This window comes from Marivita hallyeonensis (assembly GCF_900129875.1).
Classification (GTDB): Bacteria; Pseudomonadota; Alphaproteobacteria; order Rhodobacterales; family Rhodobacteraceae; genus Marivita; species Marivita hallyeonensis.
Genome location: NZ_FQXC01000001.1, coordinates 1,077,271 through 1,093,723 on the forward strand (window position 1 = coordinate 1,077,271; position 16,453 = coordinate 1,093,723).

The 16,453-nt window shown below is 58.7% G+C and carries 15 protein-coding genes; 13 read left to right on the plus strand and 2 right to left on the minus strand.

Annotated elements, in window-relative coordinates; all coding sequences use genetic code 11:
* The first annotated feature begins 10 nt into the window (after positions 1-10).
* From tssL to BUA42_RS05480, 4 genes are read left to right on the plus strand one after another with little or no spacing between them, the layout of a single operon-like run.
* Positions 11-1,438: a type VI secretion system protein TssL, long form gene (gene tssL, locus BUA42_RS05465; RefSeq protein WP_072776617.1), complete on the plus strand. Its 1,428-nt coding sequence runs from the start codon at positions 11-13 to the stop codon at positions 1,436-1,438.
* Complete coding sequence (gene tssM, locus BUA42_RS05470; RefSeq protein WP_072776618.1) at positions 1,435-5,004, plus strand: type VI secretion system membrane subunit TssM; 3,570 nt, start codon at positions 1,435-1,437, stop codon at positions 5,002-5,004. Before tssL ends, tssM begins: the two co-directional genes overlap by 4 nt.
* Positions 5,004-5,687 carry a type VI secretion system-associated protein TagF gene (tagF, locus tag BUA42_RS05475; protein ID WP_072776619.1) on the plus strand — a complete coding sequence of 228 codons (684 nt, stop codon included), beginning with the start codon at positions 5,004-5,006 and terminating at the stop codon, positions 5,685-5,687. Before tssM ends, tagF begins: the two co-directional genes overlap by 1 nt.
* The gene (locus tag BUA42_RS05480) at positions 5,684-6,406 is read left to right on the plus strand and encodes a PP2C family protein-serine/threonine phosphatase (protein ID WP_072776620.1); all 723 of its coding nucleotides are present in this window, start codon (positions 5,684-5,686) and stop codon (positions 6,404-6,406) included. Before tagF ends, BUA42_RS05480 begins: the two co-directional genes overlap by 4 nt.
* Before the next feature lie 11 nt (positions 6,407-6,417).
* Here the strand turns inward: BUA42_RS05480 and BUA42_RS05485 are convergent, their stop codons facing one another.
* On the minus strand, positions 6,418-8,589 hold the full coding sequence (locus tag BUA42_RS05485; RefSeq protein ID WP_072776621.1) for a serine/threonine protein kinase: 2,172 nt from the start codon (positions 8,587-8,589) through the stop codon (positions 6,418-6,420).
* 34 nt (positions 8,590-8,623) lie between these two features.
* On the minus strand, positions 8,624-9,205 hold the full coding sequence (locus BUA42_RS05490; RefSeq protein WP_072776622.1) for an OmpA family protein: 582 nt from the start codon (positions 9,203-9,205) through the stop codon (positions 8,624-8,626).
* 222 nt (positions 9,206-9,427) lie between these two features.
* Between BUA42_RS05490 and BUA42_RS05495 the strand changes: the two genes are divergently transcribed.
* The 9 genes from BUA42_RS05495 (at position 9,428) to sdhC (ending at position 16,452) form a co-directional block, all read left to right on the plus strand.
* Entirely contained in the window at positions 9,428-10,246 is an 819-nt protein-coding gene (locus BUA42_RS05495) for a M15 family metallopeptidase (protein WP_342715942.1), read from the plus strand.
* A gap of 287 nt (positions 10,247-10,533) precedes the next feature.
* Positions 10,534-11,472, plus strand: coding sequence for an NAD(P)/FAD-dependent oxidoreductase (locus tag BUA42_RS05500; RefSeq protein ID WP_072776624.1), 939 nt, complete (start codon positions 10,534-10,536; stop codon positions 11,470-11,472).
* Complete coding sequence (locus BUA42_RS05505) at positions 11,459-12,292, plus strand: methyltransferase family protein (RefSeq protein WP_072776625.1); 834 nt, start codon at positions 11,459-11,461, stop codon at positions 12,290-12,292. Before BUA42_RS05500 ends, BUA42_RS05505 begins: the two co-directional genes overlap by 14 nt.
* Positions 12,285-12,998, plus strand: coding sequence for a bifunctional 2-polyprenyl-6-hydroxyphenol methylase/3-demethylubiquinol 3-O-methyltransferase UbiG (ubiG, locus tag BUA42_RS05510; RefSeq protein WP_072776626.1), 714 nt, complete (start codon positions 12,285-12,287; stop codon positions 12,996-12,998). Before BUA42_RS05505 ends, ubiG begins: the two co-directional genes overlap by 8 nt.
* Positions 12,995-13,387, plus strand: coding sequence for a DUF4149 domain-containing protein (locus tag BUA42_RS05515; RefSeq protein WP_072776627.1), 393 nt, complete (start codon positions 12,995-12,997; stop codon positions 13,385-13,387). The genes ubiG and BUA42_RS05515 overlap by 4 nt, the downstream gene beginning before the upstream one ends.
* 245 nt (positions 13,388-13,632) lie before the next feature.
* Positions 13,633-14,898, plus strand: coding sequence for a DEAD/DEAH box helicase (locus BUA42_RS05520; RefSeq protein ID WP_072776628.1), 1,266 nt, complete (start codon positions 13,633-13,635; stop codon positions 14,896-14,898).
* A 152-nt stretch (positions 14,899-15,050) separates the two neighbouring features.
* The gene (locus tag BUA42_RS05525) at positions 15,051-15,788 is read left to right on the plus strand and encodes a succinate dehydrogenase/fumarate reductase iron-sulfur subunit (RefSeq protein WP_084066116.1); all 738 of its coding nucleotides are present in this window, start codon (positions 15,051-15,053) and stop codon (positions 15,786-15,788) included.
* On the plus strand, positions 15,788-16,117 hold the full coding sequence (locus BUA42_RS05530) for a succinate dehydrogenase/fumarate reductase transmembrane subunit (protein ID WP_072776630.1): 330 nt from the start codon (positions 15,788-15,790) through the stop codon (positions 16,115-16,117). Before BUA42_RS05525 ends, BUA42_RS05530 begins: the two co-directional genes overlap by 1 nt.
* On the plus strand, positions 16,114-16,452 hold the full coding sequence (gene sdhC, locus BUA42_RS05535) for a succinate dehydrogenase, cytochrome b556 subunit (RefSeq protein WP_072776631.1): 339 nt from the start codon (positions 16,114-16,116) through the stop codon (positions 16,450-16,452). Before BUA42_RS05530 ends, sdhC begins: the two co-directional genes overlap by 4 nt.
* The last annotated feature ends 1 nt before the right edge of the window (position 16,453 follow it).

Here is a 16,453-nt window from a genome sequence, read left to right on the forward strand (position 1 = left end):
ATTAGTCGCGATGTCTGACGAAGACCCGTTTGCCGAACCTGACGACACCGACAGGACGGTCATCAAGCCAAACCCCGGAGGGCGGCGCACTGCAAAGCCGCCGGCGCCACCGGCTTTGACACCGCAGCCGCAGCCTCCACAGCCAGAACCGCAAGCAGAGGCTGTGGATGCGTTTGGAATTCCGGCCCTGAGCCCCGATCCGTCAGGCCAGCCCGCCGCGCGTGGCTCGCAGGAACCAGAGACCGAGCTTGTCCTGACAGGAATGAATCGTCTGAACGCCTGCGCCGCGCCATTGTTCTCGCTCATCAGCCGCATTCGCAACAGGGCGCAGCACATGGACGCCGAAAAGCTGAGGCAGTCGGTGGTGTCGGAGGTGCGTGCATTCGAGAACAGGGCGTTGCAGGCTGGCATTCCCGCGCAGACGGTCAAAGCGGCTCGTTATGCGCTGTGCGCAACCTTGGACGATGTGGTTCTAAACACACCGTGGGGAGGACAGTCGAGTTGGGGTTTGCAATCGATGGTCGGCACTTTCCACCGTGAGACGGTGGGCGGGGATCGCTTCTATGACCTTCTTGCGCGGTTGCAGAAAGAACCGGCGAACAACATCGACATGCTCGAGTTCATATACATGTGCCTGTCGCTTGGGTTCGAGGGGCGGCTCCGTGTCGAACAGGGTGGGACGGACAAGCACCTGCGCATTCGACAAGGACTTGCGTCGGTCATCAGAACGCAGCGTGGCGCGGTTGAACGCGACTTGTCTCCGAACTGGAGAGGGGTGGATAAACCGCACAAAGTTTTGTCCGCGTGGAAGCCGGTGTACGCAGCTTTGGGGGTGACCGGCCTGTTGCTCGTCACAGAATTCGGCGGGTTGAGTTACGTCCTTTCGAACCGTACGGAGAACCTTGTGGGTCAATTGTCTGTCGTAGAGGCTGGTCCTGTCGCAGAGTTGCTCCGCCGCGCTCCGCCGCCGCCTCCAGCCCCTCCGCCGCAGGAAAGCAATGTCGAGAAGGTGGTGGCATTTCTTCAGCCAGAGATTGACGAAGGCCTGGTTACCGTCTTTGGCAAGGGGAATGCTTTGATCATCCGCATCGCTGGTTCGGGCATGTTCGGATCGGGCTCGGACGCGTTGGTCGATCGGTTCAGAGTACCCATCTCACGCGTTGCGCAGGCTTTGAACGACGAGCCCGGCAAGATCATCGTGGTGGGGCATTCGGACAACGTACCTATCCGGTCTTCGCGGTTCCCGTCGAACATGTTTCTGTCCCTGGCGCGGGCAAAAACGGTCATGGAATCCATGGCCGGCGCGATTGACGATGACAGCCGCCTGAGCGCTGAAGGCCGTGCTGATGCGGATCCGATTGCGGATAACAGTACGCGTGAGGGGCGGGCAACGAACCGGCGGATTGAAGTGGTTCTGATCCAGGAGCAGGACGCATGAAGGTCTTACGTGTTTTTACATCCATTTATTTCGTTTTGTTCTTTACTGCTATCGCTCTGTCGCTGGCGGCCTGGTATTTTGGCCCTCTGATCGGCACCGGCGATAGTAGACCTCTGGCTTCGACCGCAGTGCGATTGGTGATGGCAGGGCTGATCTTCCTGGTTTTCGGAATGATTGGCCTGACCGTGTTCATGATCCGCGGAAAGCGCGAGGCAGAGTTGACCGAAGAAATCGCTGAAAGCGTCGACACAGGCGATTCCGGCGACGACATGGTTACAGGTGAGATCGCCGAATTGCGGACCAAGTTGAAAACCGCAATGACGGAGCTGCGCAAGTCCAAGAACGGACGCAAGCATCTGAACGAATTGCCGTGGTACATCATGATTGGACCGCCGGGCGCGGGAAAAACGACGGCGATCGTGAACTCCGGGCTGCAGTTTCCGCTTGCAGATGAGATGGGCAAGACTGCGATCGGCGGGGTCGGCGGCACGCGGAATTGCGATTGGTGGTTTACCAACAATGCCGTGTTGATTGATACCGCAGGACGATACACGACACAGGAAAGCGATGCGCAGGTCAACAATGCATCTTGGCTGGGCTTTCTGGGGCTGCTCAAGAAATTCCGCAAGCGGCAGCCAATCAACGGGGCGATTGTGGCGATCAGCCTAAGCGATTTGGCCTTGCAAGACGAAGTGACGCAAAAAGGCCATGCCGCCGCAGTGCGTGCGCGCCTGACCGAGCTTCGCGAAAAGTTAGGTGTGCGGTTTCCGGTTTACGTGCTGTTCACCAAAGCCGATTTGATTGCCGGATTCACGGAGTTTCACGACAACCTTGGCAAAGAAGATCGCGAACAAGTTTGGGGCTTCACGCTGCCGTTGCAGAGTGCCAAAGGCGAAGTTTCTCCTGTCGCCGAGTTTGATGAGGAGTTCGCGCTTCTGCTCGAAAGGCTCAATTCCCAGTCTCTGGAACGGATGCAGAGCGAGACCGATGCACAGCGCCGCACCCTTATCGCAGGGTTCCCGTCGCAGGTGGCGTCGATCAGGCGGGTCGCGAAGGCGTTTTTGACCGAGGTGTTTCAGGAGAACCGGTTTCAGCACCGACAGATGCTACGCGGGGTCTATTTTACCTCGGGCACCCAAGAAGGCACTCCAATCGACCGACTGATGCTAAGTATGGCGCGGACCTTTGGTATCGGCCGTCAAGCGATTGGCAGCGGGCAAGGCTCTGGTCGATCATACTTTCTCACGCGGCTGTTCGAGGGCGTAATTTTCCCCGAAGCAGGCCTGGTCTCAGCTGACGACAAGGTTGAAAAACGCTATCGTCTCACAAAATGGGCTGCGATCATCGCCACTCTGATGGTGGCGACTGGGACGGGTGCGCTGTTGGTGCGGTCCTTCAACGGAAATACTGAGTTGATCGCGCAAGCGAATGCGGCGGTGACGGATTACCGGACGGCGTCTGCGGTCTTGCCAGGGAGCCCTATAGGCGACACCGATTTAGTGCCGGTTGTGGACGCGTTGAATATCTTGCGGGACATGCCCGCGAACCCCACAGTTGCCGATCCTGAGCCCGAAGCGCGGCTCACCTACGGTCTTTATCAAGGTGAGGTCATCGGCACGCAGGCAGCGCAAACCTATCGCCGGGCGCTGAATCAACGTTTACTGCCGCGCCTCCTTTTGCGTCTTGAAGAGCAGATCAGCGCAAACATGAACAACCCCGATCTGCTCTATGAAGCGCTGAAGATTTATCTCATGCTCGGGCTTCAAGGGCCCATGAACCAAGATTTGGTGAAAGAGTGGATGGCGCTCGATTGGTCGCTTGCCTATCCCGGCCCATCGCGGGATCAGTTTCGTGCTGATCTGGAAGGGCATTTGGACGCCATGCTTGATCAGCCAATGCAGGAGATCGCGTTGAACGGTCCACTGGTGGACCAAGTGCAAGGGCTCTTGTCCGAGATGCCTCTGGCGCAACGAGTTTACAACGGGATCATCAACAGCCCTACAGCGGTTGCACTGCCCAAGTGGCGCATCACGGATGTCGGCGGTCCCGCTGTTTCCCGGGTACTGGTGCGGTCGTCGGGTAAGCCGCTAACCGATGGTGTGGATGGCATCTTCACCCACGATGGCTTTAATCAAGTTTTCCTCGGAGAAGCGCTGGGCGTCGCGGTGCGACTTCAACGCGAGAGTTGGGTGCTTGGTCCGCGCGGCGAGGCAGAGCAGTCGGAGCAGGCGCTCGCGGCTCTCAGTCGCGATGTTCTCGATCTCTACTACAACGATTACATCTCGCGTTACGACACGCTTCTTGGTGATATCGACATCATTCCACTTGAATCACTCAGCCACGCCGTTGAGGTGACGAATGTCCTTTCGGGGCCGACGTCCCCAATTGTAAATATCCTCGAGGCGGTTTCCGACGAGACGCGGCTTGCCGAGGAACGCGCTGGCGGCGTGGCCGATAGCCTTGCCGGTGGAGCGGCGACAATTGCGGAAGACGGGGTTGAAAGGAATGCAGGGTTCAGGACGCGAATCCTTCTCGAAGCGCTCGCGCAATCGGCAGCGGTAAGCGGGCAAGAGGCGCCACAGCCGCCAGGGACCTATGTTCAGGACCGGTTTGGCTGGCTGCACCGCTTAACCGAGGCCCCGGAACCGGGCGTACCGTCCCAGCTGGACGAGTTGATCGGGTTGCTGACGCAAGTTTACCAAGAGCTCAACAAGATGAGTTTCTCGGGGTCTTCCGACGGTGGTCAAGGGGGCATGGCGATCCGTCAATTTCAGGAAGCCGCAGCGCGTGCCGAAGGTCCTTTGGAACGTTGGGCGACGCAGATAGGGTCCGGGTCGACAGGGATCACGACAGACAACACGCGTTCCGGGATCAATGCCCGTTGGCAGGCGAGCGTGCTTCCGTTTTGCGAACAAGCCCTGAGCGATCGATACCCGTTCAACCGTCGCGCTCGAGCAGATGTTGCCTTGGCGGACTTCCAGAAACTGTTTGGACCGGCAGGTCTGATCGACAGCTTTGTGAACGAAAACCTGCTGAACTACATTGATACAAGAACAAGACCTTGGTCTTGGAAAACGGTCAACGATGTCGATCTTGGGATCAGCCCTGCAGTCCTTCAACAGCTGCAATACGCGGCAGAAATCCGGGATGCTTTCTTTGCCGGGGCAGCACCGCCAGCCATCCAATTCCAGATGATGCCACAGGCACTGGATCCGAAGGCACAGGCGGTCCTCTTAGAGGTGCATGGCAAACGTGTTCATTTCGCACATCGCGGTGGTGCGCCGACACCCATCTCCCTTGATTGGCCCGGCGGGCTTGGCCTCGCCCGGATCGCATTCGAGCCCGAAGCCAGCAACGTGGAAAGTATTCTCCAGAAGGACGGCCCGTGGGCCTGGTTCAGACTTCTTGACGCCGCCGAGGTACGACGGACCAATGTGTCGGACCGCAAGCGGGTCATCTTCAACGTCGGCGGGCGGATCGCGATCTTTCAATTGCAGTCTGGATCGGTTCTGAACCCTTTTGCGCTACCGGCGCTCTCGAAATTCAACTGCCCCAAGACGTTCTAATGACTGTCGCTGCGGTAGGTGCCTTTGGAAAAATCCCAGCGGCGGGCGATTTCCTCCGTATTAGGGCACCATCCGGCTTTGTGCAGGTCTGGGATGAATGGTTGCAGAAGTGCCTCGTTTCAGGGTCGCACACATTTGGCTCGCATTGGGAGTCGCTTTACATGTCAGTCCCGATCTGGCGTTTCTGCCTTTCCGCCGGCCTCGCTGGGCCTCAGAGGATCATGGGCGTCCTGATGCCGTCGGTGGATCGGGTTGGGCGGCGGTTTCCCCTGACACTCATGGCTGTCTTACCGGAAAACGGATCGGTATTGCTCGACCACTTTTCGCGGGACGACATGTTTGCGGCCATGGAGGATCTCGCACTAGCGACGTTGGAGGATGATGCTTCGCGCGCTATCTTGGAAGACGGACTGTCCGGCCTGAATACCGACGTTTCAGGCTTCGATGCGTCCATTGCCAAGACTGCAAACGCTTTGGTTCTGCGTCATTCGCATGGGTCGAACCTGACGCCGTCAATCTTGGCATCTGACTGCTTGTCGCCGACGTTTCAGGCTCCCAGCATCTGGAGCGCGGTCATGGAAGGCGACGTCCGTCTGATGCTGTGCGACGGTTTACCGGACGGATCGAACATGCAAGGTTTGTTCGATCTGGATGCGGACATTTGGAAGGCAGATCCAGCATGAACGTGGTCCATCGCGTGCGATACAGTGCTCGCAGTCATATCGGTTTGAAGCGCAGTGTAAACGAAGACGCTGTATTGGCATTGCCCGAGCAGAATATCTGGGTGGTTTCGGACGGTATGGGAGGACACGAAGCCGGAGACTATGCCAGTCGTCTGATTACTGACCTCATTGCGACCATTGACCCTGAATTGTCTGCGACCGAGCGGATGCATGCACTGAGGCAGGCCATTCAGCAGGCCCACAAGGTGATCCGTGCGGAGGCAGAGGAACGAGGCGTGGCCGTGATCGGTGCGACCGTAGCGAGCCTGATGCTGTCGAATTCTCATTTTCTAGGTATCTGGGCCGGGGACAGCCGAATTTACCGCGTGCGGCACGGGGCAATTCAGATGCTTACGGCGGATCATTCCGTCGTGGCGGGCCTCGTTGAGTCCGGGCAGATGAGCTGGGACGAGGCGGAGCATCACCCGCATTCCAACGCCATTACCCGCGCCGTTGGCGTGGGCGAAGAGCTTGAGCTGGACAAGGTGCGCGGCGAGGTCGAAGCGGGAGATCGGTTTCTTCTTTGCTCAGACGGGCTGACCAAGTACGCGACTTTTCAGATGCTTGAAGACATTCTGAAGAAAGAACCTTTGGAAACGGTCGTGGATCAGCTGATCCAGATAGCTTTGAACGGTGGTGGTGCGGACAACATCACCGTGGTGGTGGTCGATATCACCTGAGGGGCATCCGCTCAGCGCGCCATGGTTTCGAGAATGCGGCTGTCCAACGAATAGATCCGGGACGCAGCATTGCGGTCCTCCTCAAGAAGCGCTTCCGAGTAGCTGAGCGCAGACTCACTCGTTGGACGCATCTCTGAAAACAAGGGTTCGCTCGAGTGGATTGCGAGGATTTTGGTCTTTCCAAGCGTTGAATCATCGACCCGAAATGCCAACCCGCCATTGGTCTGCGCTTCTGCGATCGAATAGGCGACGCGGACTGATATGGCGCCAGTTTGTCCGTCGCGCAGCGCTTGCACCGAATTGTCTGGACGATTGATGTTGGGCAATAGGTGAAACACATTGCCTGACACATCCAGTACGGAGACCGAAAGGTATCCATCGACCGTATCGCCAGGGATTTCGACATCGATAACTGGGTTTTCGCCGACTACGAATACTCCCGAAGGATTTGGCGCGTTGTCTTGATCCCCTTGGAAAAAGGCAATGTCTATTGCGCTGGACGGTGCCTTGGGCATCACGCTTTCGATCAGGCAAAGCGTTGGATTGAGGATATTGGTGTCGATCCGGACGGGGCGGTCGCCGCTGATCGCGGCCAGCGAGTTACTGAGATTGGCGCGGCTTTCCTCGCTGGACAGAGTGCCTCGCACCTCAATTGTAGCCTCCGGCCCATAGCCAGCTGCAGGTGGATTGGTCAAGAACAGAGGTCCACAATCCGAGAGCGACGCAAGGATGGATTCAAGGCGCTGCGGCGCGAGAATTAGCTCTTCGAGTGTGACGTTCACGTCGCCGTCCAGAACACCAAGCACACCTGCGTCAAAGGCGGCTTGAACAGCGTCGTACAACGGTTTTCGTGTGGTCGTGCCTTCGACTTCCACGCGATTACCGGAGAGCGAGACGCGCCATGCGTCCAATTCATCGACCGTTTCGAGGACAGCTATGACATCGTCCCCCCATGTTTCGCCAATCTCGCCAGCCGCTAGGGTCAGGTCTGAAGTTCCTTCTTGGCGTGTCATGTGCTCGCGCAGCTCGTTTGCCACGGTTTCCGACGGAACGAACCCCACTGCGCGAGGCGTCGCGTCCTTGGGCTTTGCAATCGAAAGGCGATAGGGATCCGCGATAGGCAACTGCGGCTGGGTTGTGAAAACGCCGGACATGAACGCCGCAGCCAATCCTGCAATCACCACCGCGGCGGCGCCAATCGGAACAAGTAGTTTTTGGGTCGACTTCGGCGTTTCCGCTTTGCGTGCGGGTTTTGGTGTCTTGGAGGGCGTGTTTTTCGGATTTGTCTTCTCAGCAGTCGCTGGCGGCGGGGCGATCACTGTGGCTTCGGAGAGTTCGCCGTCACCTCCGTCATCCGGAACAACGCCCCCGAGCGCCGCCAGTACCTCGCTTGCGGACTGAAAGCGTTTGTCCGGGTCTGGGTCGGTCATCTTGTCTAGGAGAGACTTCAACGGCTCTGGCACGCCTTCAGTGTCTAGACGTTCGGCCTTCTTTTGAACAACTTCCATCGGGTTCTTACCGATGTCGGGCGACTGACCCCGGAAATTTGCCAACAAGAGCGCACCGAGCGAGTAGATGTCGGTGCGTTCGTCAGTGTTCCCGGCAAGCTGTTCTGGCGCAGCATAAGCGTATTTGCCTGCAAACTCGTTTCCGACAATTGTTTCGGCACCCGGGTTCGTATCTTTTGCGATGCCAAAATCGATAATGACGGCCTGTGCGGGATCGCCATCGCGCAGGATGATATTGTCGGGGGACAAATCCCGGTGACAAATGTTGTGCGCATGTGCGGCTTGCAACCCTTCGGCCACGCGACGGCAGATCACCAGCAGGTCCTCTGCTGGTATCGGGCCTTCCTTGAGCTTTTTGTCTAGGCCAGGCCCTTCGACGTAGTCGATCAAGAGATAGACATGGCCATCAGGCGTCCGATTGTTGTCAGCATATCGCACCACGGCATCATGGCGGATCTCACGCATAGCCTCTTCGCGGGTCAACAGAAGAAGGTAATCGTCGTTGCTGGAGAATTCTGACTTCAGCACTTTCAGCGCCATCAGACGCCCCGAAATCTCGGAGCGCGCTTTGTACACGTCGGAAGTGCCACCTCGACCGAGGATCGCCTCAATCCGATAGGTGTTGTTCACCAAATCGCCAGGTTGAAACAGGTCGCCTGGGCGGGAGTCAGCCATAATGTCTCCGGTTCAAATCGGTCTTCCGAAGTCATTAACCCAAAGCTTGGAATTCAACCCGACGGTTTTCGTCTCCGCGCGGATCGTCGGCATTGTACGGAACGCCTTCGCCCATACCGATGGCTTCAAGCCGTGTTTCAGCGATGCCACAGTCGTTCACAAGATGGCGTTTGACTTCTTGAGCGCGCAAGAGTGACAGATTCTGATTGTAGGAAGCTGACCCGGAACTGTCTGTGTGGCCGACAATCTGGAATAGTTGCACATCAACAGATTTCATCACCTGGCACAGCGTGGCGAGTTGGGGTTTCTGATCGTCGCGCAGCGTTGCGCTGTCGAAATCGAACTGGATCTTGATGTTAACCTGATCTGCCTTGTCGACCTCGGTGTATTCCTGTTCTGCAACGGCAACTGTGGTTGACGGTGTAGCCTGATCTGTCGCGGTTTCGGCGCCGTCTGCCGGTACAAGGACGAGCCCGCGTGTTTTTTGCTTTTCGAAAGCGCGTGTGATCTCTTCGGCGGTCATCTCTTCCGAGGACTGGGCAGAGACATGCTCCGCCACCGGGAAAGCAAGGGCGACCGCGATTGCGACGCTGGTAATGAATTCATGGCGTGTCATGGCAAATCGTGTCCTATAATGCATTAAATCGGTCTGACAAAAGGTTATCCCACGCGACGCGGACCGACAACTTTTTTCATCGGTTGTCGACGTGTCGCGGAAAAGCCCTTCAGGCTTGGCGCGTCGCGCCAAAGAGGGTTTAATGGCAACGTGACCTGAAGGGACACAGTTTGATTTGAGGTTTTTTTGAATATGCGCGTGCTCCCAGCCGCCATTATCGGTTTGGCAATCATAATCGCGTCAGTGATATGGGTGTTTCTGCCAAGTTTGCTCATCGAAGAGGAGTCCTTTGATGGCCCCGCGATAGACTCCGGCGCCCGTATCGAAATTGAGATGCTCAATCAGCGCGTTGAGGATCTGCAGATCCGAATTGACGAGCTTTCGCAAGAAGTGGCTGAAGTTAAGGCGCGACCAGTGCCTCAAAGCGCTCCCACCTTCAATACCGCACCGCAGGAGCAGGAGCCTTTCCAGCCGAGCGGACCTAACGACATCATTGACGCGTACGCACAGGTCGTTCTGATCGCCAACCGGAAAGAAGTAAACCAAGGGCTTCAAATCGCCGGACCGAGTTACCTCGCCCGAACCTTCGGCCCTCCGCGAGAGCAGCTGTCCGACCGTTGCGAACAGATGACCAACCGAAGATTGGCAGACAAGTTGGTGCTGGAAAAAGTGGGTCCGATCCGTGTGCAAATGTTGCAACCCGCCGTGGACTCGCTGCGTCGCGTCTTTGAGAATATCCGACTAACCGATCCTGACCTGTATGCACGGATCAATACCGCTGGAGCACTGTGTGTCCGCCAGATCCGGGGCACGAGAGGTCGCGCATCGACCCATGCCTTTGGCCTTGCAGTGGACCTTAATATCGACGGAGTGCTCGACACACTTGGCGATGGAAAGACGCAACTTGGATTGACGATCCTCGCGGATTTCTTTCGAAGTGAAGGCTGGGTATGGGGTGCCGCATGGCGTCGCGAGGACAGCATGCATTTCGAAGTAAGCCGTCAGAAGCTTGACGAATGGATCTCAGAAGGGCGGCTTTGAGCGTTCAGGTTGAAGGACCGGACCTGCGGGCAGCTCAAATCCAGGTTTCTTCAGCGCGATGGTGGGACAAAAGCCAGAATTGAGTTGAGCTTGAACGAGCACACCAAGTCGCAGCTTCACTCGCAAATGTTTCGGACACTTCGAACGGGCTGGTTCCTTGCCGTTTCGTGAACGCGACGCCTTTTCTTCGATCTGACGTAAGCTGCAAGTGACTGACAATCGCGTGCCCTCGACGGCGGTTGCGTTCGGGTTAAGTCTCCCGCGGCAGGCATACGGAGTGGGGCTGAATGAGGATCGCGATTATCGGGGCGGGTATGGCGGGATTGTCTTGCGCGCGGGCCTTGGTGGATGTGGGTTTGCATCCCGTTGTGTTCGACAAGGGGCGGGGCATTGGTGGACGCGTTGCCACGCGACGCGGTTCGGATGGGATTCAATTCGACCACGGGGCGCAGTTTGCGACCGCGACAAGCCCGGAGTTCCAGAGCGTGCTCGACAGCGCGAAACGGGCGGGCTGGGCCGACGACTGGGTGTCGGGCGGGCAAGCCTTGGGTGTCGTGGGGGTGCCGGGCATGACAGGGCTGGCGAAGCACCTGGCAGACGGTGTCGAGGTGAAGCAAAGCACTGAAGTGCATGCGATCGAAGCGGAAAGCGGGATGTGGCATCTGAACGGCGACGGACCATTGGGCGCATTCGACCTTGTGGTTTGTACGGCACCGGCGCCGCAGACGGCGGTGGTGTGCGCGAACGTGTTGCCGAACGCGGCTGACCTGGACGCAGTGCGATACGATGCCTGTCTCACGCTGATGGTGGCGCTCGACGCAGGCGTGGACCTGCCGGACACGCAGGTGTCACCGACTGAAGAAATCGCCTGGATCGCAAGAGACAGTTCAAAGCCCGGACGCGGAGACGCCGCGTGTTGGGTGGTGCAGGCCACGCCGGAGTGGAGCGTCCGGCATCTGGAGATGGACAAGCCAGACATATGCGCGCTGCTGCTGGAGCGGTTCCTGTCACATTGCGGTGCCGCGGCAAAGGATGTGCGCCACGCGGCGGCGCATCGTTGGCGGTATGCACAGGTGGCGCAACCACTTGGACGGCCGTTTCTGACCAACCAAGACAACACGCTTTACGCAGGCGGCGACTGGGCGCTTGGGCCAAAGGTCGAACACGCCTGGAAAAGCGGAACCGAAATCGCGCGGGATCTGTTGAGGCAGCATGACCTTATCTGATCCCCGTATCGCCCGACTGATCACGCTTGTGATAGCCGCTTTGCGTCCGCCTGCCGGACGTCGCCGGATTGCGCTCGCTCTATTTATGGGCGTTCTCTGCCATGCCGTTTTCGCGGTCGGTGTTCTGGCCATGATGTGGGCGATGTTTTTCGGCATGAGCGAGAGTTTTGGATCGGTGCCTTGGCCCTGGGCCTTTGTCGCGAACGCGCTCCTCATTCTTCAGTTTCCGCTGGTGCATTCCTTCCTGCTGACCAAGCGGGGGATGGGGCTTTTGGCGCGGATGTTGCCCGGACCGCATGGCGGGACGTTGTCGACCACGACTTATGCGATCATTGCATCGGTGCAGCTGGGCGCGCTGTTTCTGCTTTGGACACCTTCGGGCATCATTTGGTACCGGGCCGAGGGGCTGGCATTCTGGGCCATTTGCGCGGCCTATGCCGCGACTTGGCTGCTCTTGATGAAGGCGAGTTTCGACGCCGGTGCAGAGGTTCAATCGGGCGCGTTGGGCTGGATGTCGCTCTTGGGCAAGATCAAACCAAAATTTCCGGACATGCCGACCCAGGGCCTGTTCCGGATCATCCGCCAACCGATTTACGTGGCGTTTGCACTGACACTCTGGGCGGTGCCGGTCTGGACACCCGATCAACTTGTCCTCGCGCTCAGCTATACGGCCTATTGCTTGTTGGCGCCGAGACTGAAGGAAAAGCGCTTCGAGAAGCGCTATGGGGACGCGTTTGATCGCTATCGCCGCGACGTGCCGTATGTGATGCCGCGGTTGAAGAACGGTGCCGGGAAAAGCGAGGAGGGCCATAATGCCTGACGGACAGCGCAACAACCTTGCGATCTATGACGACGTGGCCGCGCAGTGGTGGTCGGACGACATCCGCTGGGTGCGTACGCTCAAGAACATGGTGCCGGGGCGGCTGAGCTGGTTCAATCGGCACATCGATTGGGCAGGCAAAGAGGTGCTTGATCTGGGATGCGCAGGCGGGTTCATGGCCGAAGCATTGGATGACGAAGGGGCGAATGTGACCGGCATCGACCCCGCCAAGGACGCAATTGAAGCAGCCAAGGCGCACGCTGTGTCCGAGGGGCGGGACATCCGGTATGATGTCGGCGTGGGTGAAGACTTGCCTTATCCGGACGCGTCCTTTGATGCAGTCGTATGCGTTGACGTTCTGGAACACGTCTCGGACCTGCCGCAGGTCATACGCGAAGTGGCGCGGGTGCTGCGCCCTGGCGGGACATTTCTTTTTGACACGATCAACCGCAATGCGATTGCCAAATTCGCAACGATCACCGTGGCCGAAGATGTTCTGAAGCTTCTGCCCAAAGGCACACATGACCCCGACATGTTCGTCAAGCCGACAGAATTGGAAAAGCACTTGAAAGCGGCTGGTTTCGACGTCGGGCCGATGACCGGGCTCGGTCCGCGAGGCATCAATCGAAGGGGTGATTTCGTGTTCGGCCGCGTGCCTGGCACGATGGTCATTTACATGGGAACGGCACAAAAGGCAGCGACGTGACGACATTGGCGCTTTTGACGACGGCACTGCTCTTCGGAGGAATGGTGCTCTATTCCTTTGGTTTCGCGGCGTTTCTGTTCACGGCTCTGCCTGCCGAAACGGCCGGGCCCACCATACGGCGGGCGTTCCCGCATTTTTATCTCTTCGTGATCGCGGGTGCGGCGGTTTCGGCGGTCTTGCTGGCCTTGTCCGATCCGATTGGCGCGCTCATCATGGCCGCCATTGCCGCAACAACCGTGCCGACGCGGCAAAAGCTGATGCCCGCCATCAATGCCGCGACGGATGCTGGTGACAAGAAGCGCTTCGCGCTGTTGCATGGCGTGTCGGTTGTGATCACTTTGATCCATATCGTCGCCGCCGCGTATGTGCTTCACCGCTTTATTGGTTGACTTCCTGCGGCGCGACGCCCATGTGCAGTCTATCGCTGCGCAGCCGCGTGAGCTTGCCGCGCCCGGTTGAGGCGCATCAGCGAAACGATTTCAGTTCCCCATCACGCAGGGTTCCTGACGCACTGCCACCCGATCCGGGATGATCCCGTTCGGTCAAATGGCGCTGCGAGACCCTCGACGGCCGCAGGCTTTGCGGCACTGACAATTCTGCGTGCCGGACGGGTGCGTGGACGAAAAGGATAATTTTGTCTGACTTTGACACACTGGGCCTGAGGCCCGAACTAAACGCCGCGCTGAAAGAGGCCGGCCTGACATCTCCGACCCCGATCCAGTCGCAAGCCATTCCGCTTGCTACCGAGGGGCACGATATTCTGGGGCTGGCACAAACCGGAACCGGAAAAACGCTCGCCTTTGGCTTGCCATTGATCTCTCATCTTCTCGACATGCCCGAGCGACCGGCGGCGAAGACGGCCAAAGCGCTTATCCTTGCACCGACGCGTGAACTGGTAAACCAGATCGCAGAGAACCTTCGAGCGATGACGCAAAAGACCAAGCTGCGCGTGACCGTCGTGGTCGGCGGGCAGTCCATCAATAAACAAATCCACCAGCTTCAGCGCGGAACGGATGTTCTTGTCGCGACGCCTGGGCGCTTGATCGACCTGATGGATCGGCGCGCCGTCGATCTGGGTCAGGTGCGGCATCTGGTGCTCGACGAAGCGGATCAGATGCTCGACATGGGCTTCATTCACGCTTTGCGCCGGATCGCGCCCAAGCTTGGCACGCCCCGCCAGACCATGCTGTTTTCGGCAACGATGCCGAAACAGATGGAGGAGTTGAGCAGAGCCTACCTCACCAACCCGAAAAAAGTGCAGGTTTCACCTCCGGGCAAGGCGGCGGACAAGATCACGCAGTCTGTGCACTTTCTGGGAAACAAGGCGGACAAGCAGGTCAAACTGCGCGAGATCCTGTCCAAGGATATGGATGCGCTCACATTGGTCTTTTCCCGCACGAAACACGGTGCGGAAAAGCTGATGAAGGGGCTTGTCGCCGATGGATTCAACGCCGCGTCGATCCACGGCAACAAGAGCCAGGGTCAGCGCGACCGCGCGATCAAGGCATTCCGGGACGGTACGATCACCGTTCTTGTGGCGACCGATGTTGCCGCGCGAGGTATCGACATTCCCGGCGTGGAATACGTGATCAACTATGATCTGCCCGATGTGCCAGACAACTACGTGCACCGCATCGGACGCACAGCCCGCGCCGGACGTGAGGGGGAGGCGATTGCCTTCTGTACGCCGGACGAGGCAGATCTCTTGCGACAGATCGAAAAGCTCATGAAAATCGCCATCCCGGTGGGCAGTGGCGAACCGCCGACCGATCCAGTCGCCCGAAAACCGCAACCGCGTGGTCGCGGACGTGGGCCCGCGCAGGCGGCGCGACCCGAGGGACAGAAGCCGAAAAGCAAGAGCCGCGGACGCCGCCGGTCCCGGTCGCGACAAGCGGCGTAACCGTTTGAACGAATTGGAAGCGGCCTGTTTAGCGACAGGCCGCTTTTCTTTTTGTAAGAAGAAATATCAGAACCCATAAGAAAATTTGGCTTTTGGTTATCAATGCTGACCGTTACTGTGCGCGTGGGGACTTCCGAGACCAAGCGGTGGGAATGCACGTGGCAGAACACGGGTCAGTCATGAACGTGACGGTGCAACGCGGATCGGCCGATACGCCGACGCGCACCGAGACGTTCGATGTGCCCGCGTATGACAATCAGACAGTGCTCGACGTGGTGTCTTGGATCCAGCAGAACGCGGACCCGACGCTGACCTATCGCTTCGCCTGCCGGGTCGGCATGTGCGGGTCCTGCGCAATGATGGTGAACGGAGTGCCACGCTGGACCTGCCGGACGCATGTCAGCAAGGTTCTTGACGGCAACAAAATCAACATCGCACCGCTGCGCAATCTGCCGGTCATCAAGGACCTTGCCGCGGACATGGACCCATTTTTCGACAAATGGGTGGCTGCCGAGGGGAAGCACCATCCGACACGGACGCGAGAGGAGGAGATCGCGCCCGTGGACCCGCAGGCGGAGGAACGGCAAGCTGCCAGTGCCGGGATCGAGTGCATCAACTGCTCGATCTGCTACTCCGCCTGCGACACTGTTACCGGCAATCCGGACTACCTTGGCCCGGCGGCGCTGCAGCGGGCGTGGACCCTGTACAACGACGCCAAGGATGCGGATCGTGATGCGATTCTGGACGCCGTGTCGGGGAAGGGCGGGTGCCACAACTGCCATTCGATGGGGTCCTGCACGGCCTACTGTCCGAACGAACTCGACCCGCTGTCCGCCATCGCCGGACTGAAGCGCGCCACGACGCGGCGGTTCTTCGGGAGGCGCGGCTGATGCTCGACATGCGGCTTTACATGGCGCAACGGCTGAGTGCCTTGGTCATGGCCCCGTTCGTGATCGTTCATATCGGGGTGATGATCTACGCGATCCAGGGCGGGTTGACGGCGGCGGAAATCCTGGGGCGTACCCAAGGATCACTGTTCTGGTTCCTGTTCTACGGAATTTTCGTTGTCGCCGTCTCGATCCACGCGGCCATTGGGTTGCGAGTAATCCTGTTCGAATGGGCGGGACTGAAGGGCGTAGCGTTGAGCGTAATATCATGGGGGATCGGCCTTGTTCTGTTCGCCATGGGGGCCAACGCGGTCTGGGCGGTGACGGCATGAAAGTCGCGCGCGCGCATCCGCTGTGGCTGGCCTACATCCTGCACCGCGTGTCGGGCATCGCACTGGCACTGTTCCTGCCGCTGCATTTCTGGGTCCTCTCGTTGGCGCTGACCGATGCCGCGCGGCTCGACAGTTTTCTGACGCTGACCGAGATGCCGTTGGTCAAGCTGGCCGAGTTCGGGTTGGTCTTCCTGCTGGCGGTGCATCTTTTCGGGGGGTTGCGGCTTTTAGCGATGGAGTGGCTGCCGTGGACCGCACCGCAAAAGACATGGGCGGCGGCGGCGGTGGCCGGGTCGCTTTTCGTGTCCGGCACGTTCTTTCTACAGGCGATTTGAT